The following is a 26,414-nucleotide window of genomic DNA, read 5'->3' on the forward strand; positions in this document are numbered from 1 at the left end:
GACCCCACCAGTCCATGGGTTACCGAGCACCCGATGAGGTCTACCTGAGCGGCGTGGGTGGTGGTGCCTCCATACCCGATCACTTCGGGGGCCGAAGGGCGACATCGCAGAACGAAGCAACAGGGCAGCGCTGTGCAGCTGCGAACATGGCCGAGGCATTAGCTTAAATCCAGACAGATTCTGTCTTGACCGTGGGGTCCACTTTAGAAGCGCTAGACGCCCTCAAGACCGAGTTGCACAAACGCTGCCCGGTATCGCGCGTGCTGCGTGAAGCGGGCGTGGACATCGTCGAGGACTGGCGGGTGCGGGCTCTGTAGCTGCCGCACAACACGTGGGCCGCGCGGAGGGGTCCTTGGAAAAAAGGCCAGGGCCTTGATCCTGACGCTGGGGAGTGGCCATCACTCGATATTCTGGATCTGCTCGAAGAATAATAATTTAAAATCCTTAAAAACCAGATTCTTGCCTTAGTTTTTGTATCGATATTCGCCCAATACTACCCATTTTACTACCCATGGATAGAAACTTTATCTCTGATTGGCCCAATCGGTTACTACCCATGATTATAAACTGGGATAAGTGGGAAACTGGGAATCTCTGATCCTTTTCCGATTTACCAACACCTTGTCTCAACCGAAAAAAACCTGTTGGCAAGTCTAGCAAGAGCGGCACTCCCGATGCACCACTGCGGATACACCGAAGTTTGTACTGACAGAACAAACCTTTGATTTTATTAGATATTTTTGATTTTCCTCTTGCATATTTGAAACTTCGTGCGAGTATTTTAGAAAACGCAGGAGTTCAAAATGACCAAGTTGAAGACCATTTGTTTTGCTGTAACTACAGCCGCGCTCGCGGGTTGCGCTGCCATGCCTCGACACTATGACGACGAATCATCCCGCGCACTGAATCTGGCCCGTGCCGGCGGCCTCTACGATCAGGACCTGCGAGATTCACCAGACGGGACGCGCTCGTATCGAAAGGGTTTGTTGTTGAGCGCCCTCAACCTGGCCAGTCTGGCCACCTCATTAGATGCACCGCTTCGTCATCTTACCGGCACCCAGACACTGCTATTTAACGCCACCGATATCATGATGACGCCGGACAACCCTTCGGCGCGACCCAGCCTGATGGGCTGGATGCCGGAATCACTGGCGGCGAACGAGGATGACGCCTATGACCACTATGTTGCAGTCGTAGATGAGGCCATCACCCAGGCCGCCGAATCGATGGCAATTACTGCAACGAAACTCACAGACGTGAAGGCGCCGGAGATTGACGGGCACCCGCTCATGCTGTGGTCGGTAACAGCCGAGCGATATGGCTGTGCCGATAGCAACTGCATTATCGCCTACAACATCCAACAGCCGAATCACTGGAAGACACCACGCTATGTCATCGGTGGTGAAGCTGCCAGTTACAACATCGCTGCCAACCACCCCGAGAAATACTCCCGACTGGTATTTCGGCAGTCCGGCCATGAACGTACCTTTCCAGTAGATGAGTTCTACGGCGCTGTCAGCGCTGACATGCCTCCCTGGATAGTGATGTACTTTCCACCGAACACCGTGATCCAGGACGGCGAGCCGCTCCCCTATCCGGTGTTGTATGAACAGGGTCAACAGCTGATGTTCAGGGAGCCCGGCCATGAGTGACTGGCACGATGAACTTGAGTTGGCACTGCTGCCGCTGGAGGACCTGAGAGTCGATAGCGTCTACATGACTTTTGTGATCAGCAATGCCCTGAGCGAGCGAGGCATCTTCCATCAGTGCCGGATCGGATCCGCGGAGGACCGACTGAGCCGAATGACCACCGCTCCCCATTGCTGGGTCGAGCTCGAACAGGGCTGGTGTATCGATCTCCGGCTCAGACAGTGGCTGGGCGATGAGGACGACCTCCCTCATGGCGTATTCCAGCCAACCAACTACCCGCGAGCTCGATACCAAGGCACTGCGTTGGTGGTTCCACACCTGGACGTGGAAGATTTGAGGGCGATGACGAACGATGCCTACAGCAAGGTGAAACTGCCGTGGCTGGCCGGGCAATCCGTAGCCGCCTGACGCCGGGCAAAACTTGCATTTTCTCAGGTTCTGGTAGCTTCAATGTAAAGAACTATCGAGGACAAAGCCATGGTGAGAGTGGCAAAAATCGCAGCAGTGGGGCTCACCGGGATCGGCGTTGTGGAGCTCGCCTTTAGGGGTACCGAGGCAGCCCTTTACGCATGGTATCTATTGTTCGTGCTGTGGGTGGTCGTACTGTTCATTCGCTTCGCACTGGCCGTAGTCGGTGCTTACAAGACGTTTTTCGCCAAGGGACCCGATGGGGAAATGACGTTTCCTGAATTCGAACAAAAGATGGCGTCGTTCAGTCGAGGCAGTGATGAGGAGGCAACCGGCGCGGGCAACAAGGCAACTTCCGGCAACGGGAGCAATGGCGGTACAGATGGTTTCTTCGATGACGACAGAATCAACCAGATTTATCGAGCGGACGATCCGTTCGGGGAGTTTCTCGACTCTTGAGGTGGTTCCTTATGGGTACAGATCAGGAGAACCAGAGGTTCGAACCCGGTAACGGCCACCAGAACCACCTAATCCAGACCAGCCAGAGAGAACCACTTATAACAGACTGAGGAACCGACGATGTTTATTCGAGCCTACCTTCGGGCATCCACGCAGGAACAGAACGCGGAGCGAGCCCGGGAGTCACTGGTACAGTTCGCAGCCAACCACGGTCAGCGCATTGCGGCTTTCTATGTGGAGAACGTGTCCGGCGCCACCTTACACCGCCCCGAGCTGATGAAGCCGATTGCAGATTCCGGCGAGAGCGACATTGTGCTGGTCGAACAGATCGACCGGCTGGCTCGCCTCAAACAGAATGATTGGGACTCTCTCAAACAAAAACTGGCCGCCAAGCGGTTAGCCATCGTCTCCCCGGAATTACCGACCAGTTGGCTCGCCCTGGAAAAGAAGGACGACACCGGTTTCACCGACTCCATTCTACGAGCGGTCAACGCCATGATGCTCGACATGCTGGCTGCCGTGGCCCGCAAAGATTACGAAGACCGTCGGCGCCGGCAGTTCCATGGCATTCATAAAGCAAAAACGGAGGGCAAGTACCAGGGGCGGCAACCAGACCTGAAGCGCAGACAGCACATCGCCAGCCTACTACGCAGTGGTCACAGCTACAGCGAGATCCAGGAGATGCTGAGTTGCTCGCGGCACTTGATTGCGTCTGTCGCCAAAGAACAAAGACAGGCCGATGCTGTGGCCTGAAACCAACAAACTGCCCTCAAAGGGCCATCAACCATTGGAGACCTGAATATGCTGAATCTATCTGCCACACTGATTGCATTCCTGAGCTTTGTCGCAGTTGTACTTTTTATCTGCGTTGTGGCCTACCGAAACGCGGACCGTCTGGAAGCGTACGTAGAGCGCAAGTTCCGGAGGAAGGCGCACCGTCCTAACAGCGATCTGAAATAAATTCGGGGCAAACTGGTGTTCTTGCCCAAAACGGACAGTTCGAGAGCCGTGCCTACTGCGTCGTCCATGGCAGCATAATCGTGAAGTCGATATGAGGTTATGCACATGACGGACAGAACAGCCATGCTTCCCGAAAGCTTTCTATTTTTGCTGGGACAGGAAGAAAAGCGGAGGCAACAGCGGGAGGACGCGGGGCTTCCGGTTCTCACAATGCTGATCGACGCCGCTCATAGTGGGAGCGGCCAGGCCCGGCATATCCGGCGATTCCTGCTTGGCCTTTATAACGCGAGCCACTGGCCATTCGAGTTGAACCGGTTGAGGGCCTTGGATACCGAACTGCAACAGGCAGCCTTGCAGGTTCTGGCGCTGGATTGGAATGGCCGGGAAGTTCACACCTATGTGCCGGGTGGTGATGAGTTGTTTCAGGCTTGGTGGGAGTGGGAAGTGGGTACCTGACACCCCGCATCCCATTGCACTCCCGAGTGGATCTATGGCTGTTTGATGAAGGTAACTTCGAAGGCTTTGCTAGACCGAAACTGCTGTAACCGGTTGGCAAAGGCGAAGGCTTCATTCATCTCGTAGTGCTGGAAGATGTCCAACCCTCGATCCAGCGATATCTTCCAGCCGTGGTCCGTAACGATATGACGGGCGTGAATGGTGCCGCTTTCGTCAAACGCCCAGGTGAAGTCGATGCCCACGGTGCGAGCGGATTCCTGGATTTTTTCAAAACTCTCGTCTTGCAGGTCACCCTTGAACTCGTCCCTGACGGTGACGAGGTGAACCTCCACTTCATCTTCTTCGGCCTTGTTCTTCACGATGGCTTCGAGAAACTCCATGAAATTGCGGATCTGGTAGAAAAGCCGGATGTAGGGGTCTGTGACGGTGATCTTGCTGGCTCCTTTCAGGTATGCGCCAAACAAGCCGTCGAATGAGATGCCCTTCTGATTTTCCTGGAAGGTCAGGTGCTTTTCTTCCAGTACTGGCTCGGGGGCATTCAGCTCTTCTGGCTCGACACCTTTAACGTCCGCTGTTGGCTCGGGTTCTACTCCCTCGTCATCAGGAGTCGAGACCGTCTGGTGGTAGTAGCCTGGGTACTCTTCCTCCTCAAGTGTCGTGACCAGTATTTCCTGGCCTTGTTGATCCTGATAGGAAAAGCGTACTTCGCCGTAGGTGGTATCAATCCGCTGTAACTGGTCCTTGACCCGCTTGCGCCCCTCAATGGCAAAGCGCAGCACTTCTTCAACCTCTTCCCTGGTCGCTCCCCCCTGGGGGAACAGGATCTTCATCAAGCCGGAAAAGGTCTTGTTAATACCGTCCCGATCACGGGTCGAGATATCCGAAGAAAGGGTAAAGTGCTCCTTATACTGGTCGGAGTAATCGTAGTTCCGCATCGAGCGCAGGATTTCTGCAAGGTAGTCCACCACGAAGCCATAGCCGTCGGAGAACATCTCGCCCCGGATGATGTCGACCTCCCATCCCGGAATATAGAAGTGGATCCGGTCCAGAAAGGCAGAATCGTAGAACTTGTCCGGCAGTTCATCGAACAGGTCTGAATGCTTCAGCATGTAAGGAACAGTGTGCCGGGTGTTCCCCACGAACACCATGGACGCCTCGGCGCCCAGGGTTTCCACGCCACGGGAGAAGGACTTGTTGGCCATGTAGTTCTTCATGATGTCGACCAGGGCCTTGTCGACTCGCTTCTGTTTACCGGCGAATTCGTCAAAGGCCACGCAATCCCAGTAGCCCACCAGGCCGATTTTGCCGCTGGAGTTATTCACAAACAGCTTGGGTACGGTGACTTCACCACCGGAAACCAGGATCCCATGGGGCGAGAATTCGGAGTAAACGTGGGATTTACCCGTCCCCTTGGGGCCAAGTTCGATAAGGTTGTAGTTCCGCTCGCAGAACGGAATCAATCGGACCAGTTGCGTCAGCTTGCTGCGCCGTCCGAACATCTCCGGGTTAAAGCCGATACTCTGGATCAGCAGGTCAATCCACTCATCGGTGCTGAACTGCTGCCGCGCGGCAACGTAGGCGTCGTAGTCGAAGTGCGATAGCTGAATCGGCTTGAGGGTGGACAGAATCCAGGGGCTGACGTTCTGGTCTTCAGAAAATACGTATTCGATGTCCGCAATGCACCATACGCCGCTTACCAGCAGTTTGGGGTGGGCCTTGACGGTCCCAGAATCCACCAATACCTTCTTGATTCCCAGGTTGGAAAACTGCGCCTCGTAGGCATCCGTCTTCTCATTCAGGGCCACACTGATCTTGTCGATAACCTTGTAGCGCCCCTTTTCCTTGATATTCGAGCGCACCAGTCCGGCCTCGTTCCGGTGGACATAGTGCTTGGCCAGAATCTCCTTGACCGTTTCAATCCCTGTTTTAATCGTGGCCTCGTCGTTAGTGGCGCAGTATTGGCCGAGCAGATACTCCAGCACGTATGAGGGAACGATGGCGTTGCCCTTGACCGTTTTCACCAGGTCTTTGCGCACCACCAACCCGGGGAAGTGTTCGTTGATCTTTTGGTCAAGCGTACTCATTGGCTATAACCCTCAGAAATCAAAATCGCTGGTAAAGGACCGCCGCATCAAATACCTGAGCGACTTGTATTCCTTGTAGTGGGAGGTGCCGGCGTGCTGTTCTTCCAGCTTCAGGAAAACCTCCTGGCCGTTGGCCTCGTCCGCCTTGCGGCTGAGCACAAAGCGCACCTGAAGCTCCCGCTCGCGGGGGTTCTCCGAGGTCAGGTCAAACGACAGTTCGTGACTGTCCGAAATCAACTCCCCTGACTGGGTATAAATCCCAGCCCGCAGGTGGCGAGGCTGTACTTTCTCGGTAACCGGTCCGGACTGATACAAGGTGACGGCCAGTTGGCCGGAAGTGATCACCGAGCTGGCCCCACGCAGGATGTCCACCTCAACGGCGCTGACATCACTCTGGCGCTTCTTGTTAACCTTCAGGACCGGAATCACAACCTCCTGAAGGGATGCGCCGCCATGCACAAAGCGGCTGCCAGAGCCTTTAAGGCGCAGTCGGTTGATGGACTTGGGAATCTGCACTTCCATATCGCCATCCAGCCCAAGCTGCTCAGACGAGAAGTGATGGAAGGCCGGAGAGGCGGACAGCCCCTTACCCAGCACGAACCGACGGTCCCGGTAGCGAATATCATCGCCACAAACGACGTCACCCAGGAAGTCACTCTCATCCAGCTCACGGTTCTGGTAAATAAAGCCATGGTCAGCGGTGATCAGCAGGTTATTGGCGTTGGCAGCCGTGAGCTTCTTGATCAGTCGAATCAGGTCATCCAGGGTTTGTTCTGCGGCTTCAAAGGCCTGCCCCTCTGAATGCATCTTGTCGCCGGTGTGATCGATGCGGTTGTGGTAGATGTACAGCACATCATTACCCTTGAGCAGCTCACGGCTGTCTTCCCGGTTGAGCTGCATAAAATCCTCCGCCTTGACGGCCTGGCCCCGACCATCCAAGGCGGCCTGCAGGATTTTGGTACGGTTGACCGTGCCCTGTGAGCTTTGGCCATCCACCAGTACCGTACCGGTATCGTTGTCGGCGATTGCCAGGGACTTGTTGGGCAGTAGCGCCGCCATACCGAGCTGGGTATAGCTGGGAAGGGTCGAGAGTGCCGGTTCAAGCTCCGCGCTGTAGCGATCTTCCTGCCGGATAAGGCCCAGCAGCTCATCACCAATCTCATAGCGCATGGCGTCGGAAATGATCACGCAGATCCGTTTGTCCTTGCACAGGTACGGGCGAACCCAGTGCTCGAAAAAGGCTGTTTGCTGAACGACCGGATAGGCCTCCCAGCGCGGCGCGGCATCCACGTGAACCTGGAAGCCGTCGCCCAGCTTGAGCAGGTAGTTGTTGGAATACAAATTCTCCACCTGCTCACTGAGATCGCCCATTAACGATGCCTGGCCGGACATGCGCACATGGTAGGTAAATTTGCGGTAGAGCTGATCCAACTGGAACCAGGAACGGCTGTATCGCTGAACGCCGTCGGAGAGGCTGTCCATGGTGAGACGAGCCTCACCGAGCATCTGGACAAAACGGGCCGCAAACTCAATGGCTTCATACAGGTGGCGGAACTCCCCGTACCAGTGGCCCTGGCGCCGCTGCCGTACCCACAATGCCACATCGCCACTAGTGACCGTGCGGCCTACCACCGCCCGCACCAGGTCACTGATAATCTTCTGGTCGATTAGCCGGAAGTAATCCAGCTCAACCAGGTCCCGGAAGTCCCGCTTACCCAGATCCTGCTCAATGCCCAGCACCTCGGCACACTCGGCAGACAGGGTTTCAAACCCCTGCTCGAACTGCCGGCTGTCTTTCCAGCGCTTGAGGAACACCAGGGCGTCGCCGGTCAGTTTGACATCGCCATCGGTACCCATGGCGTAGCAGGACTTGAACAGCTCGATCACGAAATCGCGCAGGCTGGGTTCACTGGCCTCGTAGCCGTAGAAACGGGTCAGTTGCTCCCACAGGAAGCTGCCCAGACCACAGCGCTCAATCAGCCGGATGCCATCATCACGGTCTTCAGCCAGTTGCTGCAGCAGGGTTTCCACCACCGAGTCCATACGGGGCTCGCTACCGGCACACACGGCCAGCATCTTCAGGCGCAGCTGGCCGGCGGTATCGTCCGGCTTCAGCAACTTCTTCAGTGCCTCCTTGCGCTTGATCGCCTGAAAGAACTCCGTATGGGCCTGAGCTATCTCGGCGAACTCCAGGCCCAACTCCAACTCGGACAGCCAGATGGCCACCTGGTCGGTCCGGAACTCGCCGTGGGCCAGCTGTACGTCCAGCAACCAGTTGTCCAGATCCTCCGGTTGTGGCCCTTCTTTGTACAGCAAGAATTTCTGTTCCGGTGCCTCCCGCAGGATGCGATGTTTCAGGCCGTACTCGTTGTTGGCGATCTCCAGCTTCTCCACGTCCGGAATGGAAACCGCCTCGAAGTCACTGCGCAGCTCTTGCTTGGTGTCGTACCAGAACACAACCCGGTGCTTATCGAAAAGCCTGCCCAGCGCATAATTGATTTGCTGGCTCATTCTTTGCCCCCGAGCTTCTCCAAGCGCGACACCCACTCATCAAAGTGTTTGCATGAGGCCCGCAGAGCACCGAGGCCGATGTGAGCCGCAACCGATACCCCTGATGTCACCTTGTCGTACTCCGGTATCTCTTTGAGAATTCGTTTTGATGGCGCTGTTTCTCGACCGTCATTGATGAGCTCCGGATTTTGGGAGCCGACCATCTTCACTAGATTTCCAATTGGCTGGTCGTGCTCCAGGTACTCCCAATCCAGCTTGGCCGGGTCAGCCAGAATCAGGCTTTCAAATTCATGCAACTGGATATAGGGAATAAAGTTTGGCTTGTTCATTTCATTGCCAAAAGCAGCTTCGAGCCGTTCGATCCTTTGATAAGGCTCCAGCCGTTCCGCCTCGTCAAATCCTGGGAAATCGTCTGGCAAGGCATATAAATCGAACATGCTGGTAAACCAGCATTCCTGGTTGGCGTCTTCCTTCATCCAGGTTTCGATGTCTGCTTTTGCCTTCTGGTAACTGATCAAGCCACCCCGGTATTCTTTGGCTGCCCGTTTGTCCTTGCTCGTTAACACACAGCGCGCGTCGGTGTAGACATCAAAGTGCGCCAGATGGGGTGTCAAAACCTGGTCGACGAAGGCTTTCTCGGTCTGGCCCTCTGCGGTTATGTGCAGTCGAATCACGGCTGCCCTCCCAACACATTTTTCTCCCAAAGCTCCGAGAGGCTGTACCGTTGCAACCATTCACCCAGCGCCTCCGCTTCCAGACGGTGGAACGAGCTGGCGCCGGTCTTTGAATCGCGCTCCACAATCACAATCTGCTCCGGCAGGAATTCATCCACCAGCCGTGTGGACTGGGTGGCCAGGACCACCTGCGTTTTCTGGGATGCACGTTTGATCATACCGGCAAGCTCAAGCGTGGCAGCCGGATGCAGACCCAACTCCGGCTCATCCAGAACGATCACTTTTGGAAGCAACGCCGGTGGCTGCAACAGTAGTGTGGTCAGCGCCATGAAGCGAAGAGACCCGTCGGAAATCTGATCCGGACCAAAAAGATAATCCTGGCGGTAGGTATCAGACCAGTTCAGTCGCACGAAACGGTCATTGCCAGGAAGGGTATCCAGTACGAAGTCGTTGAACTGCGGCATAATCTTGCGAATATGCCGGACAATTCGTTCGTAGTAAGGACGATAGCTGTCCGACTCCTTCAACATCTTGAGGAAGGCCGCGAGGTTGCCCCCATCGCTGCGCAGGTAGGACACATCATCAACGTACACCCGGTCCTTGATTCGGGCGGTGTCGGATGTGTCGTGAAACTGGAAGGTTTGTATGCCTCTGAGCAGACCGGTAAGCACTTTACTGGTGGGCCGATCATCCTGCCCCAGATCCGCTTCGGGGCCACCACTGGACAGAAAGTATTCCTGCGGTCTGGGGTGACCGGCCTTGTGATAGCTTACCTGTTCACCGCTGACGAACAGCCGGTCCGGCAACCCATACGATAGCTTTACATCGTAGGAGTCCGTGGTGCTGTCATCTTCCAGTTTCACGCTGAAACTCAGCGATTCGGTCACCTTTGGGCCATAAAACAGAAGCTGGCTGACGCCCTGCCTGCCAACGTACTGCTGCAGAGCACCAGTGGTCATAAATCCCAACAGCCGGAACAGTGAAATCAGGTTACTTTTCCCGGAGCCATTCGCCCCCAACAGCACCGTGACATCGTTAAAGGCAATACGCTCGTAGTCGTGATTGCTGATGGATTTAAAGCCTTTAACGGCAATTTCTTTCAATTTCATAGGTAGCCCTCCTTCATGAGCGACCTGGGATATTCATGAGAGGCCTGGGAAATTCGATTACTCATGCGGCGGCATAGTCCCCAAACAGGTATTTGATGGTGGTCCAGAACTCACCGAAACGGCCGTCTGCTCCCATGGTTAAGTAGCCCGACACGAACTGACCCAGCTCATCATGGCTCAAGCTATCATCCAGGAAAGGCTCAATTGCTCCAGCTCTCAACTCATTCAACTTGGGCAGGTCGAGGCCCAGTCGGGTAATGGTTTCACAGGCCGCCCGGTCGTTATTGTCAGCAGGTTTAATCCAACCATCACCTTCAAAACCAAACCGGGGCTCACAATTCGCATCCAGCGGAGATATCAACAGCTCGGGGTCAAACCAGTCGCCTTTCAGGTTACCGCAGTGACGGGGCTCACCCTTTCTGATCTGATTCTGGCAGGAGCACAAAAGATTGCCGTAATCCAGCGGATCCACAGTCGGGTCACTCTGAGGCTGAAAGTGTTCTATGTGGGAATCGCCCTCGGTTAACCGGCGTTCACAATAGCAGCAGATGTAACCCTGCTCCCGCATCAATGATCTCTTTACCGAGGCTTTGGGCTCACCCCTCAGGTCGCCATAGGTAGGCTGCCAGTCTTCATTGACATTGGCCAGAGCCTTCCATTGCGTAAAAACTTCAGGTTCGTGGCGCTTCTCCACATACTTCATCGGCCAATCAGCTCCTTGCGTTTGATCAGCACCTTGGCTTTTACCAGTTCCGGATCTTCGCCAATGTCTCGTTCCAATTCAGCAATGCCTTTTCTGGCAGTATCAAGCTCGCCATCATTGATTTGCCCGTAAATAGCTCGAAGAGCATCTTCCACTTGGTCAGGGCGTGTGGTCTCAAGGCCCATCAGATCTTCAAGTACCCTGTCCACCGTCTTCCCGTAGGACTCATTCGGGCGAACAATCTCCAATTCCCCGGCATCTGTCATGTTCATAAGGAACAGATTCTCCGGTTTCACATGGGTAATTACATGCGGTGAATGAGTGGAGATAAAAAACTGACAGTTCGGGAAAACCGCCCTCAAACTGGGCACCACCAGGCGCTGCCATTTCGGATGCAGGTGCAGATCAATTTCATCGATCATCACAATGCCATCTCCCAGCAGCGGATCTTCTCGCTCCGGGTTGGCTATGGCCATGCGCCTGGCAAGGTCGCCAACCATGGCCATCAAGCATTTTTCGCCATCGGAAAGCTGGTTTACCGTCAGCCGCTGGCCTTTCTTCGTTACCTCCATCCGCAGCGGTTGGCGCCTTACGGTCAGGTTTTGGAAGTCCGGCATGAAAATCTCAAGGGCCCGCCGCACCGCCGTTAGCTGCGAATCCGGGAACTCGAAATCGTCCGGCTTGATCAGATCATCTATGTATTTGCGGTTCTCGTTCTCAAGGTCTTCACGCTCCCGGAACCATTCAAAGAAAGTACGGAAGTTGGCGCCACTGGTTAGCGACTCCTCGTAAGCAGAAAGAAGCCCGAACTGATGCTTTTCTCGGATACGCAGTGGAATATCCAACACAGCGCGATTCACCGGGTAGTAAGCAAACAAGGGGATGTTTACCTTCCCGTTGTGTTCGGTGATGCCGGCCTGAATACCCTTGGCCGTTTCGGATGCAGAAATCAGAACAGAGGCCAGGTCCTTTTTGCTGTACCCCTTACGCACCTTCGCCAAGTTCCAGCCGAAGGAAGTACCCTCATCACATAGCTGAATGGCCAGATTGGCGGAGGATTCACCATTTCTGATATCGGATTCTGCAATCGGACGCCCAGATGCACCCGCATGCTTAATCCGGTTCGCCAGCCAGGACAGCATGATGGCCGAAGCATCCAGAATGCTGGATTTGCCCGCGCCATTCATACCGACAAACACATTGAGCTTGTCGTCCAGATCCAGCGGTAGATCTTGAGCGCCACGAAAGCGCTGCAAGGTTAGTTTGCTGATATGCATGCCTGTGCTCCTAGCCAGAGAGGCCGGTAATCTTCTTCAAGGCGCTGCCAAACTTCGGGTAGTTGGCTTTTACCCCGTCATCGAGATCGATTTCTACCTGTTCGGTGGCCAGAGGGTAGAGCACCTCCCGCTCGTAATCATCCAGCTCGGCAAGAATCTTGTTGATTTTTTCGATCTCTTTCAGAGCCTTGGTTTTCTCACCCTGAGAGGCGCTGGAGCTGATACTGACGGCTTCCAGGTGGTTCTTCCGGGCTTTTAGCTTCTCGTCTTTGAAATCCCGCAGATACTCCAGCACCGTGCCCACGGTGTGAGGCTGGTAGCGGTGCATGTAGATCAGCGCGTTGAATGAGCCTTTGGGTGAGGAGAACAGCCAGTAGATGGGCCGTTTCTTGTAACGACGCACGTGGTCGTTGTAGAAGTCCTTCAGGAAGTACTTGCGGATGTCCTTGCCCAGCGCCTGCTCGACAAAGCGGAGGTTTTTGTCATAGTGCTCTTCGCCAAAGGCGATGCGCAGGAATTCACGGAAGCGCTCGGTGATGTCATCGGTGAACCAGTCGCCATCGAGCATGGGGATGACATTATCCTCATCCGCCGGGAAGCTCGGCTCTGGGATCTGCTGAAGGTAGTCCTCGATGGTCTCTCCCTGGTTGGCCAGGATCAGCCCCGGTTTGTCCAGCGCGTAGCGGCCGAACACGCAACCCACTGCGTAGGAGATAAGTTCAGCCATAGTGTCCGCGAGCAGGCGGGTTTCGCGTTCTTCCTCAGACCCTTTCACCCCATAGCGATAGGCCGGGTTGCAGGTGAGTGTAATCTCTTCAATCGGAACCTCGGGGGACAGCTCATCTTGCAGACCATAGGCTTCGATGAAGATGCGGTTGTTCTCTTGTTCAAGTCGCTGCATCTCATTCGTCATACCCTGCCAATGGGCGCGGACAGCGGCATAGGTGGCCTCCAGAGTCTCGGCCCGTTGATCAGGTGAGAGCAGCGGGAGCGCGGTGAAATCCCACGAGGTTTCGTAAGCGTCCCAGTCGGATTTCGCAATTTGGATAATCTGTCCGACGGAAGACTTTATTGCGCGATGTGATGCCTCGGGGAGCTTTAGCGGCAGCCTCCCCAACCCAGTAAGGCGAAAGTCGATTGTCTGACTGAGCATTCCGAGTAGAAAACGTGAAATGGGGCCGTTTAGGAAAGCTTCAGCAACAAGTAATTCATCTGAACTTCCAAAAATGGAAGGAGCCGTCGAGTCAAACGTCTCGCCTGGGGGCGAGTGTCGGATAGCAAAGTCCCCTGAGCTTACACGTGTCCACGATGCGGCTTCTTTTAGAAAGAACTGCTTCCCACGCATTGGGGCGCCCCGATACTCAAGTGGAAGGCCGTGATAAGAGTGTATTTCTTGACCTACCTCACCCCAGTTAAGCGCATACTCACCGTTTCCATACCATTTTCTGAAAGGGCCACCTTTACGATGTTTTTTCCATTTTAAGGCAGTCGGCTTTTCTGATACGTTCCTATCAAATGAGGCATCGCCGACTTCATGCCAAAGCCTTAAAAATCTTTCGTTATCGCCAGTATTAATGCCTTCTCTCAGGTTTAACTTCTGACCAAGATAAGCACTCTCATCGTCGAAGAGATCAACGATATTGTCTGTTGCCCAATAAGCAATCGGATTACCCGGGATCTTTCGGAGTTGATTCTGAGGAATTGAATACTTCCCGAGCTCTTGATTCAAGAAGAGGTTTTCGATCTGTTCGGGAGAGCGAACCTGAACATGACGATCGAAAAGACGTCTGTAAGTTCCGGTCGTTCTGACGTCAGGTTTCTTGTTATGTATTACGAAGCTGACAGTCCCAAAGTCGGAGCCGAAGATACCACGTCCGAGATGGACCAGAGACTGAATAGTATAATTTTCAAGAAGCTTAATTCGCAGCTTTTCAAACGACGATATGAACATCCATGAGGGGAGGTTTATCATTCCCCAAAGTCCATTTGGCCGGGCGAGGTGGCCCGCTCTCTCCATGAAGCAGGTCATAAGGTCAGCTTTACTATCTGGGTAATTCGCCTTTACAAATCTGACAAGTTTGGGGTTCAGGCCTGTTGCGTTCGCATAGGGAGGGTTAGCCACTACCACGTGGTATGTTGGGCTCAGATATTTAGCCTGTCTCAGTGCCTGCAACACCTTCTGGTGTGTCTGACTCAGGAACAACTGTCCCGCCACGTCCTTGGCTGCCAGTATGGCCAACATGTCTTCCACATCCGTCAGGCCAGGGCGAATGAGGGAGCCGAAGTTATCGGACTCTTCAAACTGACGAAGGGTAGTTTGCAGCGGCGCGGTAAAGAGGTCGCACCCGACAAACTCCATGTATTCCTTCAGCTCGCCTTCGTCGAAACGTATATTTTCCAGCACACAAATATTGGGCTGAACTGGCTTACGAAAGAACCGACGCTGCTTGGCACGTGCCTTCATGGTTAGAGCAAAAGCGGCCAACTCACCGGCACGCTCATCGATTTCAATGCCATACAGGTTATGAGTCAGGATCTTGGCCGAAATATCGGCAGGTTCGTAGCCTTCCTCCTCGTAAATGGCATAAAGAAGATCGAATGCATACGTCAGCATATGGCCCGAGCCGCAGGCTGGATCGCAGATCTGGATTTCCTCCGGGCTGCTGATGCGTAGGAAATCCGTCTCGGGCTCTTCCGGCTTGATGTAGTAATCCATCTGCTCGATCAAGCCAGAATCAGGGCGGTTGAGCATCCAGAGGCGCCCCAGAGAGTTCTCCACCAGATACCGAACAATCCAGTGCGGCGTGAACAGCTGAGTCGCCGCCGGGATATTCTCGGGAGTAACCTTCTTGTTCTTCTTGAGATCAGCAAATACCTGGTCTTTCTTCTCGGAGATATAGAACTGATACAGCCAACCGATTACCTCAACATCTTTACAGACATCCGGCGTCATGGCTTCGCGGGTATAGGCCAGAATCGAGTTACCCGATAGAAGATCATCCGGCATCAAAAGCTCGGTGTAATCGTCGATACGCTCGAACAGGAACGGCATGGCGCTGTACCAATAGTTACAGGCGGCTACGACCAGTAAGCGATAGGCTTCCCCTTGGGGATCCTGGCTGGGCATTTTGCCATCGAGCAGGGCGAAGGCCCGTTTTCGGGTATTTTCCACGACCATCTCTTCATCGATATGGCCCATCTTGGCATCCGCCAGGATCTCTGGTTGGAACTGCTCCTCGGCGGGCGAGACCACGCCGATGCGGTTATATCGGTTCACGTCCATAAACCGCAGGGCTACGAGCCGGTTGAACCAGATATACGCCACCCGCTCGACAACCTGCTCTTTACCCTGCTCGGCTATCGCCTCTTCCAGCTTTTTGATGGCCGATGGGCTTTCCCGCCGGGCGGGGCTTTCTTCGGCCAATACCAGTTTTAGCTTGGCGCCGACCTGTTCAATCAGGCTGCGGCGGGCGAACTGGGCGAATTTTCTGAGTTTTGCGGTTTCCATCGATTCATGCCTTGGTTTTGATCGTGACCGAGCGATATACGCTGACGCATAAATGAGCGTATATATTTACGCTGAGCGCATAAATTAACGCGCGCGCTTGTAAATAGCCCCTTTACGCTCGCCTATTTGCTCGATTTCTCCCCTTTTCTTCAATCTGGCCAACAACTTATAGGCTTGATCCGGGCTGATATGGCACAGCTCAACCACGTCAGCACGTTTGATGCTGCCGTGCGTATCAATAAAGCTCATGACCATCTGCTCTTGCTGGATAGGATCAAACCCCGCCTGGCGCACATAGGCGGCCTTTTGCCCCGCCCCTTGATATACCTTGGCGCTCAAGGTGTAGGTGCGGCCCTTGCCGGTGCCGTGGGCTTCCACCATGCCGGCTTCCACCAGTTTCTCCAGGGAGCCCCGCACCACGGTTTCCGGCTTCTGCACCGACTTGGCCAGGTCTGCCGTTCTTAAACGCCGCTCATTGCGCAGCCGTGACAGGATGATCAGGCTGTCAATGGGCATGGCGGCGCCGGTCTGCTCCTCGCGCTCGACGATCATGCGCAGGAACTCGGCGTCCGCGTCCGCTGCGCTCATGCGCACGGAGACGGTGTGAGCAGACGACATGGAGTAGTCGGGAGCGGTGCGCCCGTAGCGGAGCATACCCTCGAAGATCCGGTCGATGCCTCGGCCAGTGCGTTCGGCCAGGCCGATGCGCTTGATGATGTCTGCCAGCAAGGGGTTACGGGAGCGAGGGTCAGCCACCAGCAGGTTGTCCAGATTAACGCCCTCCACAAAACCACCGGGATTGCTGATGCTCAGGCCGTCGTCGTCCAGTTTGACGTGTACGGCGCCCAGGGCGCTGTAGTCGCGATGAACCAGGGCGTTCACAAAGGCTTCCCGGAAGGCCCGTCGGTCGAAGTTGGGGATGGGCACACGAAACAGCCCGACCTGAATCTCCTCTTCTTCCACCCGGGCACGAAACAGCACTTCGACCTCTTCGAAGGTCTCTAGGAGCGGTTTGCGGTAGAACTCATTGACCAGGACATCGGTACCACGCAGCACCTGGAAGGCTACCTCGTGGGAGGGTAGGTGTTGCCGGAGCTGCATTTCGTTCCCCAGCAACAACAGGCCTGCAACCGTGGGGCGGCGCATGCCACCCACGCTCACAGTCAGCCCCAGGGCGCCGTCCAGCTCATCGTCCGCCAGGGGCATCAGGCTCTGGTCGCCGCCGTATTTCTTGATGGCGTTGCGGATTCGGATGCGCTGAATCGGGTCCAGGTCCTCAACCGCCAGGTTTTCCAACGGCAAGGCCGAGGGGTCGGTTACCCCCAGGCTGGACTGGCGCTGAACAAACTCATGGGGGTAGAAGGGCACGGCCTCCGGAGTGCCGTCCATTCTCAGGCGCCGACGTTGCAGCAGGCCATCCGAGGTGGACACCAGCTGCCGGGACTTAGGTACCTGGATCCTGGCAATAGGTTGCCCTTCCAGCTCCAGGGCCTCAACGCGCACAGCCAGCGAGGGAATGGTCTTGTTGGCAATCAGAGCGGGCAGGCCAGCGAGGTTGCGGTGATTGGCATGCAGCCCAGTCGGGGTGCCATCGTCTTCAACGCCCAGGAACAGGTCGCCGCCCTCCGTATTGGCCAGGGCCACCACCGCGGCTACCAGATCCCGGTCCGGCAGGCTTTTGACGTCGCTCTTGAACTCGACGGCGAGGCTCTCGCCGCCGTGAACGAGCGCCCGGATTTCCTGTTCAGCTTCGTGCATGGCTATCCCCAACATCGACCGGTTAGACGGTTCGGCACGCTTAGATCTGGACCTTGCGGCCTTGCTGGACTTCAACCAGCAGGGCCTCGCGCAGGGCACTCAGGTACCGGTCCACATCGCCCTCGTTGGCCAACCAGGCCTTGTCGAACGCGACACGGAGGTTGCGAGTGTGAACGTAGTCGGCTGCCGATTCCTTGACCTCGTGAGACTGCCCCCTATTCTCGTCCTCATCCTGACTACCCGGAGGCTGCTGGGAGTCGTCTGCCGGTGCTGATTTCTGATTGGCCAGCGCCACCATTTTGCCCAGCAGCTTCTGGTAGCCGTCTTCTTCAAAGTACCGGGTCCGCTCCTTGATCACGGCAATCAGGCGCTCCCGCCCGAGGTAATCGACCAGATCCCGGAACGGTTTATTGAGTTCCTCCTGACGGGGCTCCGGCAAGGACTGATATTCGCCCATGCTTTGCATGCGTTCCTGCATGGTCTTCAGGGACGTTTCTGCCTGAGCTCGGGTTTGCTGCACTTTCTCGTCAATGCGCTCTTGCAGGCTATCCAGTTGGCCCTTGAGCTGCTGAATGCGATTCCCTTTGTAGCAGTTGGGGTCGTTCAGGATGGTGCGGATCTGCTCGATCTCGTCCCCGGGCACATAGATGAAGTTGGGCTCCTGGTTCTGCAGGAAGGACCGAGCCTGGTTATAGATGTCTTTTTGTGAACCGCCCATAAACTTGCGGATGGGGTCGATGACATCCTCTTTCAGGTCCAGCAGCTGGTCTTCCTGCTTGCCCAATTCCGTCAGGTGCCAGGTGTAGGGCTTTCCGGCGACTTCTTTCAGCGTCTCCAGGACAGGTTTCAAGGCATTGAGAAACGGGTACTGGTCGACCTGCGCTATCCGCCGATCCAGATCGTGGACCATGTCCTGGAAGGCTTCGCCGGCCTCTTTACCCAGGGCCCTGGCTTCGCTGCTACGGGGTGGGCTGTCGAAGAAGTCCTCGTAGAACGACTTGAGGGCTCGGACCTGAGAGGCGGTGAACTCAATCTGTGGTTCCAGCACCACGTTGCCGTGGCCGTGAGTGTTACGCAGGGCGCGCTCCAGCTCGCTGTCCTCCAGGATATTCCCGTTGAGACGAACCTCCACCTTGCCACGGGCACAAAGGTTGGCCAGGGTGCAGAGAATTGCGGCGTAATACCAGCCGTAGGGTTTGCGTTCGAACTTTTCCAGCAGGCCCTTGAGGGTGGTGCGGACACCGCCCCGGTTGTTGCTCTGAATGAACGCCAGCACTTCCTGCTCGGATTCCGCCAGGGCCGTGGCGTCGTTACCGAAAAGGCCATCGTCTGTGCGGTTGAGGCAATTGCTGATGTCGCTTTCCGTGTAGGGAACGCCGCGCAACATGCGGAGGTTGGGGTAAGCCCGCGAAATCAGCTCATGGAAGCCCCGGATAATGCGGGTCTGGGGGTCCTCATTCGCCACTTCCACATCAGCGCCGCCAATGAGCAGCCTGGACTTGCCAATGAGGGTCTGAACCTGCTGCCGGAGCCTGGCCTCGCGCTCACGGTTCTGAAAGCCCTTGTCATTCAGGATCCGCTTGACGGCTTCCTGCTGGGTAACGGAAATGTTCTGCTTGATGTACTTCTCGGTGCGCTTGAACATGAGCAGATCGCGCACCAGGCGCTCGTCCGACGGCATGAGCACAAACAGCTCGTCCGCCTTGTAGGTCGAGGCTGTGCGTAGCATCTGCTCGTTGTCAGTATGCTCGTGGAACGGGCTGATGACATTGATCGAGAGCTCGTATTCACGCCCATGCAGACGATCATCCAGTTTGCGCGAATAGGAGTAGTCCTGCCCCTGGTTTTGGGAGGAACCGGCGTCATAGCGGATTTTGCGCTGTTTTATAACAAAGTCGAAAACGATCTTTTCCAGCTCGTCCGCAACGTCCGATGACTCAACCTCTGTGTTCTTGATCTCCTGCTCGACGTCCTTTTCCTCGTCCGTCAGGTACTCGTACTGGTCGCCGTTGCGCTGTATGTAGGTCTGTTGCTCCAGAAGGCTCAGGGCTTCCTCAACCTTGGTGCGAAGCGCCGGCAGGTCCTGATCGAAGGCATCCAGCATCAACACGCAGAGATTGCGCACCGTGGGCTTGAATTCCTTGACGTATTTGACCAGGAACAGGGCCTTCAGCAGCCGGATAGCGAAGGCATTATCAAGGTGGTTCTCGGCCTGAATAATCGCCCGCTGTATTTGTGATTTCAGTGCAGAGCGGATGCCTTCAAACATCAGGTCAAAGGTGGCCAGCTGGCCCACCTCATGGTTGCCGATGTGGATGGCCACCTGCTGGAAAACCCCCAGCATGGAGCGTTCACCGACAGAACTGTGTTTACCCTCGAAGGCGTTGTGCTGCGACAGATTCTGGATCGCCGATTGAAACAGCGCGAACTGGTAGGGGACGAAGGGGTAGCTGTGGATGAAGTGGTCCCTGTCCCGGAAGTTCCGGTAGGTGGCCGATCCATCCGCGAAGTCAAACAGGGTTTTGAAGTTGTTTGCCTGCGCGTGATAGACGTCCGACAGCTGATTGACGCCTTCTTCGGTCTTGGTTAGCAGGCGCTTCTGGATGACCTCCGCCACGTCCGCACTGGACAGCTTCATACGGTTATTGAACCGTGCCTGAATTTTCGAGAAATCGTTGCCTTGCTGCTTGCCCATTTCGCCAACCACGTTTTTCATTTCTTCCTGGGCGGTGACGATAATCCAGGCCCGCCCACGACACTTGGTGGCGAGGCTCTCGGCAATGGTTTGCAGGTTGGTCATCAGCTTGGTGTTGCCGGCAATGTACTGGCCAACCTCGTCCACAAAGAAGTTCAGGCGGAACTCTTTGTGGCCACCCTCTTTTGCCTGCTTCTCGATATAGGTGTTCACATTGTCCGCGAAGTCCTCTATCGAAACTCGGTATTCGCTGCGGTACTTGTCCAGAATGCCCGCTGCCGACTGCGGGTCGCCACCGGTCACAGCGGCGTAGGCTTTGGCGATATTCGCGCCTTCCAGGAGGGCCTGCTCCCGGCCTTTCTGCCAGGGGCGGCCGGCGATGGTCTCGTACTCGGCTTTGAATTGTTCGTACAGGCCACGGCCGTCCAGATCGCGCTCAAACTGGGCAATGTGCCCTTGTTTGCCGTAGTAGCCGCACATTTCGTCGAAGACTTTAACGAACACGGCCAGAAGCGCATCGATTTGGGTTTTGCTGATGACATCGGCTTTCTGGTCGATGTTGAACAGAATGCTCTTCGCCGGAATTGAGACAGCTCGCTTCAGGTCGCCCCGGAGAATTTCATTCTCACTGCACTTGGGAAGGAACAGGTCCAGGGTAGTAGCACCGTCCATCTCCCGGTTTTCAAGCAGAAGGGCCAGCATCTTGAGGAGGTGCGACTTACCTGAGCCGAAGAAGCCGGATACCCAGACCCCGTTCGCCCCTTCGTAGTTATTGTAGGCGTCCAGGAACTCTTCGAGGCGTTTCTCGACTTCGTTGGTCAGTACGTATTCTTCAATTTCGAGGCGAAGACTGGCTTCATCGTCGGCTTTGATAACGCCTTCAATGGGGCGGTCAACGGGCTTTAGAAAAATATTCTTCAATGTCATTGTACTTTCCCTTAATGATTACGCCTCGAATCGTATCGTCCGCTCAGGCTTCGTAATGAAAGATGTTGAACGCACGGTAGTACTTGTCGTCATGCAGCCTGCCGAACAGATCCAGCGATGCACCGGTTTCCAGCGAGTGGGTATAGGACCCCGGAAAGAACATCACCGTTGGCTGGTCTTTGGCGGTGCTCTGCAAGTTGTTGAGCACGTTATGGGAGCGTATGTAGGGGAAAACCTCGCCCACCCCTGAGAGAAACAGCACGTCAAACTCAACGGACTGGAGTTTTGCCGCAATAGCGGGCACCAAATGGGCTTCCGGGTCCAGCACTCCCTGTAGCAGTTCTTTCAGCTGATCCTTTGAGACCGTGGGCTCGAGCTCCAACACCTGCTCCCAGATGTCTCTTTCTTTCAAAATATCGACGGCCAGGTCGTACAGATTGATACTCAGGATCCGGATGCCCGCCTGCTCCAGCCGGTTAACCAACTGCCGCTGAAGACGCTCCATCTCGACCGCTTCTTCAGGCCGGTAGGGACAGATGAAGAAAGGCACTTCATTACCCAGTCCCTGTTTGTTCAGGAACCGCTGGCCGGAAACCACGCTAAACAGGTGCTGTAGTCGCTCCTGCATCGGCATTTTGGCAATGTCCTTTTTCAAGCTGACATCCCCCTGATATCGGATTCATAGACTGGGAAGTAGAAAAACTCGTCAGGATTGTTCTGACGCAGCAACTCAACCAGCCTGGGGCTGAGCAGAACTGCGTTTATGGTTTTGTCCTTAGCTAACAACCCTGCCTCCCGCAGCATTCTGAACAGGACCTGCCGCAATTTATCGCGCGTTGAGGCGCTGGCATTATCCAGTTCGTCATGCCATTCCGATTTACGGTTATAGAAGGCATCGAAATCCTCAAAACTGAGATCCAGCTTCATCGCGACAAACCGTTCGTGTAGCACTTCCACCGCAAAGTCCGCGATAAAGCGGTACAGGCGGCACACGGCAACCCACAGAAGGTGAGCCTGGTCCTGGTGGTTTGCCTCGGCCAGGAAAGTCAGTTCGCTTTCGGTCAACGTCTTCAGGCGTGCAATCGCCTCTCTACAGGTGCGCTTTGCCGTGCTTTCTGTTCTGGCCTGTAGCAGGTTGTCATGTAGAGCTTGAGTCCGCACATCTTCCCAGTCACGGAGCGACAGGTACAGCTCGGCCAACTTCACCGATTCGCGGTGATACAGGCTGCCGGACGTGAAGGAGATGCGATACCGGCCTTGGGTCATTCGGAACGCTCACCTTTGCTCGTCTCAGCGGCTCCACCGCCCTTGACCCACTCATCCACTTCGACTTTTTTGAACTTCCAAAATCGCCCCATGCGGTGGGCGGGCATTGCGTGCTTGTCGATCCAGCGGTACACGGTGTCATTGCTGACACCGAGGTGCTTGCCAATTTCGTCTACGGATAACCAGCGATCTTCCATCTCGGCCATGTTTTCGCTTCCTATGGGCGATGGTGTTGCCACCTTATCTGAGGCGGCACGGTCTCATGGGCGGAACAGCCCTACACTACATTGACTGATCAATATATAGAGGTACCACGCTGCATTCAACCGATTTGACCCGGATAGACCAGCAAAGAACGGCATATATAGCCACCTGAAATCTGGGCGATCCCATCAATAGCCCCACGCAATCAACACCTGCGGTGTGAGCGGCATGCCTTTTACCGCCAACAGCCCTCATTCCTCCTCGTTGGAGGGGCTTGAACTCCCGCTAGCAGCCTCCTTTAGTCCACCTAGGTGCTCCTCCAGATCTTTCAGGAGGCGCTCGCTTTTCCGCACGATTCGACAAAGCTCCGCCTGGTTGGCATTGAGCCTTCGCAACATCTCAAAACCAGTCTCAGTCTCTATGATGAGCGGTTTCTCCCAATCCTGTGCCCGCGTGAAGGCCGGTTTGTAATAGCGGAACCGACCTTCTTTGCGGATGTACTCACTGAACACTGATCGGCCCTCGCCGCTCTTCTTCGGGACGAAGCGATTGTAGTACCAGGACAACTCCAGCTTTCTTTTCCGGAGCCGAACGCGGCAGCCGAAGTGCCCGGGATACCCGGGTGTACTGTCAGTGCGATGCGCGACGTTGTGGGACCAGAAGTGGTCACAGATTCGCTGCGCCAGATAGCGGTACCTCGCTTGCTCCACGTCTGCTTGCTGGTGAATCGCCGTCAGAAACTGACGGCATTGCGTGATGGCGGCTTTGATACCACGTTGGTGGTTCACATTTTGGGCTCGGCTGACCGACTCCCACTCTGCGCAGATTTCCTGGTGAGTCATTCGTTTGCTCATGGCTGGCTCCTCGCTATGGATTTGCCAACAATCGTAATCAGTCGAGTGCTTTGAACTGCCATGTGCTTTTGTCCTTTTTGGACACAAAGGCGGGGGCGGAGGTAGATTCCTTCCTCCAAGCCATGGGACCTTTCCAATTCCTGTCCACGTGACTACCTGATTTGGGACTTTGCCGCTGCGCTCCCACGCGCCATGAAATAGCTCGCATGGGCTGAAGGGTCCGCGCTCCATTATTTATTTGGGACCCTGGCTTCCCACCTCAGTGACAACACCGGTATCCGGTGGTTTGATGTAACCGGGCTGACTGTCGTCGCTACAACAATTCCCGCTGCTTCCTCGAGGCACTTACAAGGGGCTTGAAAGAGACCTTTTGGAGCCCCGGTGTGGTATTGGGATAACCCGTGAAATAACAGGGCCTCGAAATGAGCCTTTAGGAGGCTGTCTTGATCACGCACATTGCTGACTTTCACATGTGAAAGTCAGCCGGCATTACCGCTCCATGAAATGATGCTGTGATGGTGACAGGTACCGGCGGCTGTTCATATTTCAACCAGAATTTCTTCAAAAACCGTCGATATTTATGATGACGAGCCCCAGCAATCTAAAAATTTTCTTTATATTCAAAGGCTTATGAATTTTCCCTCTTGCGCCCAAAATGGCCAATTACAGAGTTCTGCCCCAGGTCCTCGATTACTCACAATTACTCCTGACATGACACAACGCATCAGGAGTACCGAATGAAACGCCAGTATTACAGCGAGACCAACGAGCGCTTGCTCACCTACGAAGAAGTTTGCGCCGTCACTCAGCTTTCCCAAGCCACGCTGCGACGGTATGTCCAGTCGGGGCGCTTTCCTGCTCCCATAAAGCCCAACCCCAGTGGCCGAGCCGTCAGGTTCCGGATCCAGGATGTTAGAGATTGGCTGGACCGGCTGTAACGGAGGCGCGAATGAAATTTCAGTTGAGAGACTCTGGCCTGTATTGCTATAGCTCTGAAGAATGGCAGAGGGTTGGCGGGTGGATTGAGGTTATTGCGAGAACCCGACTTTCCAACAAGAAGCATGGACACGGTGCGCTGCTGCAGTGGAAAAATATGGACAACGTCCTCCTCCGCGAGGTGGTATACGCACGTAACCTGAACGGCGATAACGCCCGGCAGATACGAGAGCTGTTGGTGGACACCGGCTACCCGCTCGAACCCGGCAATATCAGTTGGGCACGACTACAACGCTATCTGCTTGAGGAAATGGCGAAAGCGCCGCCGGCGACCACCGTCGACCGCACCGGCTGGCATGGCCCCATTTTCGCAACGAGTAGTTGGACGGCTGGTCAGGCGGATGAGCAGCATTACTTCGTTGGGCAGCTATCAACCTCACCTCTACTTCAGGAAAACGGCTCTCTCCAGGATTGGCAAACCCAAGTGGGGAAACTGTGTGACGGCAATCCGCTGGCGATCCTCAGCGTCGGGGTGGCACTCGCGGCACCCCTGCTAAAGCATGCGGAGCTTGAAAATGGGGCCTTTCACTTGGTTGGTAATAGCTCCACGGGGAAAACGACGTTGCTGCAGGTGGCCGCGAGTGTTTGTGGAGCTCCAACGTTCGTGAGGAACTGGGTAGCGACAGCCAATGGCTTGGCAGCCGTCGCTGCTGAGCACAACGACATGTTGTTAGCGTTGGACGAAATTGGCCTGGCTCGTCCGCAAGATGTGGATGTGGCGACGTATCATATAATGACTGGCGCTAGTAAGCTGCGTGCGAATATATCAGGGGACCTTGCTGCACAAACGCACTGGCGAACGCTAGCGTTAAGTACCGGTGAGGTATGGCTGTCGGAAGTGTTTCAGGAAATAGGGAAGTCGGTTAAAGCCGGCCAGGAGAACCGACTTGTCGAGATCCCGATTTTTGGAAAATTTGGAGCCTTTGATGATTTGCACGGATCCAAAAGTGCCCAAGAGTTCGTGGACGCGTTGAAAAGCCGCACCAGGCACTACCACGGCACACTGTTCCGGCATTGGCTCGAGCGTCTTACAGAAGATGTGGATGACTTGCCCGACTACATCCAGAGTGAGGTTGCCCGGTTGACGGAGCAGTGGAAGACCCCTCATATGGCCTCGCAAGTTGTCCGGGTGATCAGACGGTTCGCACTTATCACCGCTGCACTGTGCCTGGCCTGTCGGAACTATCTCCTTCCTTGGACGGAAGCGGAGTCGGTTCGAGCAGTACACCAAGTAGTTGGAGCTTGGCTTCGGAGCCGAGGTCACATCTTCAATTCGGAGGAGCACCGCATTTTGGCTCGCCTTCGCGATGCCATTTACAAATGGAATCACCGTCTCGTTGACATAGAACGGGGCGATTACGGAAGAGCAATTGGTCTGCGACGAAAAGTGGCCGGTGAGACGCAGTGGCTGATACCCAAAAATACTCTTATCAAGGAGCTTGGCCTTCGAAGTCGATACACCCGGGAAATTGAGCCGCTGATCCAGAGAGATTTCCTGGAAACCAATGAACAGAGCCGTGGCACCATGAAGATCAAGCTGCGGGATCGGTCCGAGCGCTTTTTCGCCCTGTGGCCTGATCGGATCAGGGCCTATTGGGATTCGTTACCGGACGGAGATGGGCTATCCCAGTTTCCCACTTTTCCCAGTGTTGATTCGGAGGCAGCGGAGAATGAGTGACAAAACCTTCAGTCCGCCTTCGGAGGAGGTGCGCACCAAGCTGCTGGCTCGTTCTGGACAGTGTGAGCGGCTGGTTCGGGAGTCCGACCGTCGAGCGATTACGGGCGTCAGCCGTACGCAGTGGTGGACGTTGGAACGAAAGCGAGTGGCTCCGGTACGACTCAAACTGGGATGCAATTCAGTGGCCTGGCGCCTGTCGGATCTGTTGGCCTGGATTGAGCAACAAGGGGCCTGATC

At 55.3% G+C, this 26,414-nt stretch carries 21 protein-coding genes; 8 read left to right on the top strand and 13 right to left on the bottom strand.

Annotation, left to right across the window (positions count from 1 at the left end):
- Window positions 1–803 precede the first annotated feature (803 nt).
- The 5 genes from DFO68_RS01920 to DFO68_RS01940 all read left to right on the top strand — a co-directional run bounded on the left by DFO68_RS01920 (window position 804) and on the right by DFO68_RS01940 (window position 3,933).
- Complete coding sequence (locus DFO68_RS01920; protein ID WP_133481529.1) at window positions 804–1,652, top strand: hypothetical protein; 849 nt, start codon at window positions 804–806, stop codon at window positions 1,650–1,652.
- Entirely contained in the window at window positions 1,645–2,058 is a 414-nt protein-coding gene (locus DFO68_RS01925; protein WP_133481531.1) for a hypothetical protein, read from the top strand. The genes DFO68_RS01920 and DFO68_RS01925 overlap by 8 nt, the downstream gene beginning before the upstream one ends.
- Before the next feature lie 69 nt (window positions 2,059–2,127).
- Window positions 2,128–2,517, top strand: coding sequence for a hypothetical protein (locus tag DFO68_RS01930; protein ID WP_133481532.1), 390 nt, complete (start codon window positions 2,128–2,130; stop codon window positions 2,515–2,517).
- 120 nt (window positions 2,518–2,637) lie between these two features.
- Window positions 2,638–3,270 carry a recombinase family protein gene (locus DFO68_RS01935; RefSeq protein ID WP_133481534.1) on the top strand — a complete coding sequence of 211 codons (633 nt, stop codon included), beginning with the start codon at window positions 2,638–2,640 and terminating at the stop codon, window positions 3,268–3,270.
- A gap of 312 nt (window positions 3,271–3,582) precedes the next feature.
- On the top strand, window positions 3,583–3,933 hold the full coding sequence (locus DFO68_RS01940) for a DUF7673 family protein (protein WP_133481536.1): 351 nt from the start codon (window positions 3,583–3,585) through the stop codon (window positions 3,931–3,933).
- Window positions 3,934–3,965: 32 nt separating this feature from the next.
- Here the strand turns inward: DFO68_RS01940 and brxL are convergent, their stop codons facing one another.
- The 13 genes from brxL to mobI form a co-directional block, all read right to left on the bottom strand.
- Complete coding sequence (gene brxL, locus DFO68_RS01945) at window positions 3,966–6,017, bottom strand: BREX system Lon protease-like protein BrxL (RefSeq protein WP_133481538.1); 2,052 nt, start codon at window positions 6,015–6,017, stop codon at window positions 3,966–3,968.
- A gap of 12 nt (window positions 6,018–6,029) precedes the next feature.
- Complete coding sequence (gene pglZ, locus DFO68_RS01950) at window positions 6,030–8,528, bottom strand: BREX-1 system phosphatase PglZ type A (protein ID WP_133481540.1); 2,499 nt, start codon at window positions 8,526–8,528, stop codon at window positions 6,030–6,032.
- Window positions 8,525–9,202, bottom strand: a complete 678-nt coding sequence (locus DFO68_RS01955) for a DUF4276 family protein (RefSeq protein WP_022988842.1) — start codon at window positions 9,200–9,202, stop codon at window positions 8,525–8,527. Before DFO68_RS01955 ends, pglZ begins: the two co-directional genes overlap by 4 nt.
- Complete coding sequence (locus DFO68_RS01960) at window positions 9,199–10,311, bottom strand: AAA family ATPase (protein WP_022992172.1); 1,113 nt, start codon at window positions 10,309–10,311, stop codon at window positions 9,199–9,201. Before DFO68_RS01960 ends, DFO68_RS01955 begins: the two co-directional genes overlap by 4 nt.
- Before the next feature lie 61 nt (window positions 10,312–10,372).
- The gene (locus DFO68_RS01965) at window positions 10,373–11,014 is read right to left on the bottom strand and encodes a retron system putative HNH endonuclease (RefSeq protein WP_022988844.1); all 642 of its coding nucleotides are present in this window, start codon (window positions 11,012–11,014) and stop codon (window positions 10,373–10,375) included.
- On the bottom strand, window positions 11,011–12,291 hold the full coding sequence (locus DFO68_RS01970) for an AAA family ATPase (protein ID WP_133481542.1): 1,281 nt from the start codon (window positions 12,289–12,291) through the stop codon (window positions 11,011–11,013). The genes DFO68_RS01965 and DFO68_RS01970 overlap by 4 nt, the downstream gene beginning before the upstream one ends.
- Window positions 12,292–12,301: 10 nt before the next feature.
- Window positions 12,302–15,799, bottom strand: coding sequence for a BREX-1 system adenine-specific DNA-methyltransferase PglX (gene pglX / locus DFO68_RS01975; protein WP_133481544.1), 3,498 nt, complete (start codon window positions 15,797–15,799; stop codon window positions 12,302–12,304).
- Between the two features lie 84 nt (window positions 15,800–15,883).
- Window positions 15,884–17,557, bottom strand: a complete 1,674-nt coding sequence (locus DFO68_RS01980) for an ATP-binding protein (RefSeq protein ID WP_133481546.1) — start codon at window positions 17,555–17,557, stop codon at window positions 15,884–15,886.
- Between the two features lie 40 nt (window positions 17,558–17,597).
- Complete coding sequence (brxC, locus tag DFO68_RS01985) at window positions 17,598–21,179, bottom strand: BREX system P-loop protein BrxC (protein WP_133481548.1); 3,582 nt, start codon at window positions 21,177–21,179, stop codon at window positions 17,598–17,600.
- 43 nt (window positions 21,180–21,222) lie between these two features.
- Window positions 21,223–21,834, bottom strand: a complete 612-nt coding sequence (locus DFO68_RS01990; protein WP_022988851.1) for a DUF1788 domain-containing protein — start codon at window positions 21,832–21,834, stop codon at window positions 21,223–21,225.
- Window positions 21,831–22,445 (bottom strand): DUF1819 family protein, encoded by a 615-nt coding sequence (locus tag DFO68_RS01995; RefSeq protein WP_022988852.1) that lies wholly within the window; start codon window positions 22,443–22,445, stop codon window positions 21,831–21,833. The genes DFO68_RS01990 and DFO68_RS01995 overlap by 4 nt, the downstream gene beginning before the upstream one ends.
- Entirely contained in the window at window positions 22,442–22,651 is a 210-nt protein-coding gene (locus tag DFO68_RS02000) for a helix-turn-helix domain-containing protein (protein ID WP_008174223.1), read from the bottom strand. The genes DFO68_RS01995 and DFO68_RS02000 overlap by 4 nt, the downstream gene beginning before the upstream one ends.
- Before the next feature lie 249 nt (window positions 22,652–22,900).
- Window positions 22,901–23,503 carry a conjugative transfer protein MobI(A/C) gene (mobI, locus tag DFO68_RS02005; protein WP_133481550.1) on the bottom strand — a complete coding sequence of 201 codons (603 nt, stop codon included), beginning with the start codon at window positions 23,501–23,503 and terminating at the stop codon, window positions 22,901–22,903.
- 737 nt (window positions 23,504–24,240) lie between these two features.
- Between mobI and DFO68_RS02010 the strand changes: the two genes are divergently transcribed.
- From DFO68_RS02010 to DFO68_RS02020, 3 genes are read left to right on the top strand one after another with little or no spacing between them, the layout of a single operon-like run.
- On the top strand, window positions 24,241–24,441 hold the full coding sequence (locus DFO68_RS02010) for a helix-turn-helix transcriptional regulator (RefSeq protein ID WP_133481552.1): 201 nt from the start codon (window positions 24,241–24,243) through the stop codon (window positions 24,439–24,441).
- A gap of 11 nt (window positions 24,442–24,452) precedes the next feature.
- Window positions 24,453–26,177: a DUF927 domain-containing protein gene (locus DFO68_RS02015; RefSeq protein ID WP_133481554.1), complete on the top strand. Its 1,725-nt coding sequence runs from the start codon at window positions 24,453–24,455 to the stop codon at window positions 26,175–26,177.
- Window positions 26,170–26,412 (top strand): helix-turn-helix transcriptional regulator, encoded by a 243-nt coding sequence (locus DFO68_RS02020; protein ID WP_133481556.1) that lies wholly within the window; start codon window positions 26,170–26,172, stop codon window positions 26,410–26,412. The genes DFO68_RS02015 and DFO68_RS02020 overlap by 8 nt, the downstream gene beginning before the upstream one ends.
- Window positions 26,413–26,414: the final 2 nt, after the last annotated feature.

The organism is Halomonas ventosae, from assembly GCF_004361885.1.
Taxonomy (GTDB): Bacteria; Pseudomonadota; Gammaproteobacteria; order Pseudomonadales; family Halomonadaceae; genus Halomonas; species Halomonas ventosae_C.

Excerpts from the sequence above, each read along its gene's own strand:
- DFO68_RS01920 (WP_133481529.1), top strand. The coding sequence starts at position 804 with ATGACCAAGTTGAAGACCATTTGTTTTGCTGTAACTACAGCCGCGCTC.
- DFO68_RS01925 (WP_133481531.1), top strand. The coding sequence starts at position 1,645 with ATGAGTGACTGGCACGATGAACTTGAGTTGGCACTGCTGCCGCTGGAG.
- DFO68_RS01930 (WP_133481532.1), top strand. The coding sequence starts at position 2,128 with ATGGTGAGAGTGGCAAAAATCGCAGCAGTGGGGCTCACCGGGATCGGC.
- DFO68_RS01935 (WP_133481534.1), top strand. The coding sequence starts at position 2,638 with ATGTTTATTCGAGCCTACCTTCGGGCATCCACGCAGGAACAGAACGCG.
- DFO68_RS01940 (WP_133481536.1), top strand. The coding sequence starts at position 3,583 with ATGACGGACAGAACAGCCATGCTTCCCGAAAGCTTTCTATTTTTGCTG.
- brxL (WP_133481538.1), bottom strand. The coding sequence starts at position 6,017 with ATGAGTACGCTTGACCAAAAGATCAACGAACACTTCCCCGGGTTGGTG.
- pglZ (WP_133481540.1), bottom strand. The coding sequence starts at position 8,528 with ATGAGCCAGCAAATCAATTATGCGCTGGGCAGGCTTTTCGATAAGCAC.
- DFO68_RS01960 (WP_022992172.1), bottom strand. The coding sequence starts at position 10,311 with ATGAAATTGAAAGAAATTGCCGTTAAAGGCTTTAAATCCATCAGCAAT.
- DFO68_RS01965 (WP_022988844.1), bottom strand. The coding sequence starts at position 11,014 with ATGAAGTATGTGGAGAAGCGCCACGAACCTGAAGTTTTTACGCAATGG.
- DFO68_RS01970 (WP_133481542.1), bottom strand. The coding sequence starts at position 12,291 with ATGCATATCAGCAAACTAACCTTGCAGCGCTTTCGTGGCGCTCAAGAT.
- pglX (WP_133481544.1), bottom strand. The coding sequence starts at position 15,799 with ATGGAAACCGCAAAACTCAGAAAATTCGCCCAGTTCGCCCGCCGCAGC.
- DFO68_RS01980 (WP_133481546.1), bottom strand. The coding sequence starts at position 17,557 with ATGCACGAAGCTGAACAGGAAATCCGGGCGCTCGTTCACGGCGGCGAG.
- brxC (WP_133481548.1), bottom strand. The coding sequence starts at position 21,179 with ATGACATTGAAGAATATTTTTCTAAAGCCCGTTGACCGCCCCATTGAA.
- DFO68_RS01995 (WP_022988852.1), bottom strand. The coding sequence starts at position 22,445 with ATGACCCAAGGCCGGTATCGCATCTCCTTCACGTCCGGCAGCCTGTAT.
- DFO68_RS02000 (WP_008174223.1), bottom strand. The coding sequence starts at position 22,651 with ATGGCCGAGATGGAAGATCGCTGGTTATCCGTAGACGAAATTGGCAAG.
- mobI (WP_133481550.1), bottom strand. The coding sequence starts at position 23,503 with ATGAGCAAACGAATGACTCACCAGGAAATCTGCGCAGAGTGGGAGTCG.
- DFO68_RS02010 (WP_133481552.1), top strand. The coding sequence starts at position 24,241 with ATGAAACGCCAGTATTACAGCGAGACCAACGAGCGCTTGCTCACCTAC.
- DFO68_RS02015 (WP_133481554.1), top strand. The coding sequence starts at position 24,453 with ATGAAATTTCAGTTGAGAGACTCTGGCCTGTATTGCTATAGCTCTGAA.
- DFO68_RS02020 (WP_133481556.1), top strand. The coding sequence starts at position 26,170 with ATGAGTGACAAAACCTTCAGTCCGCCTTCGGAGGAGGTGCGCACCAAG.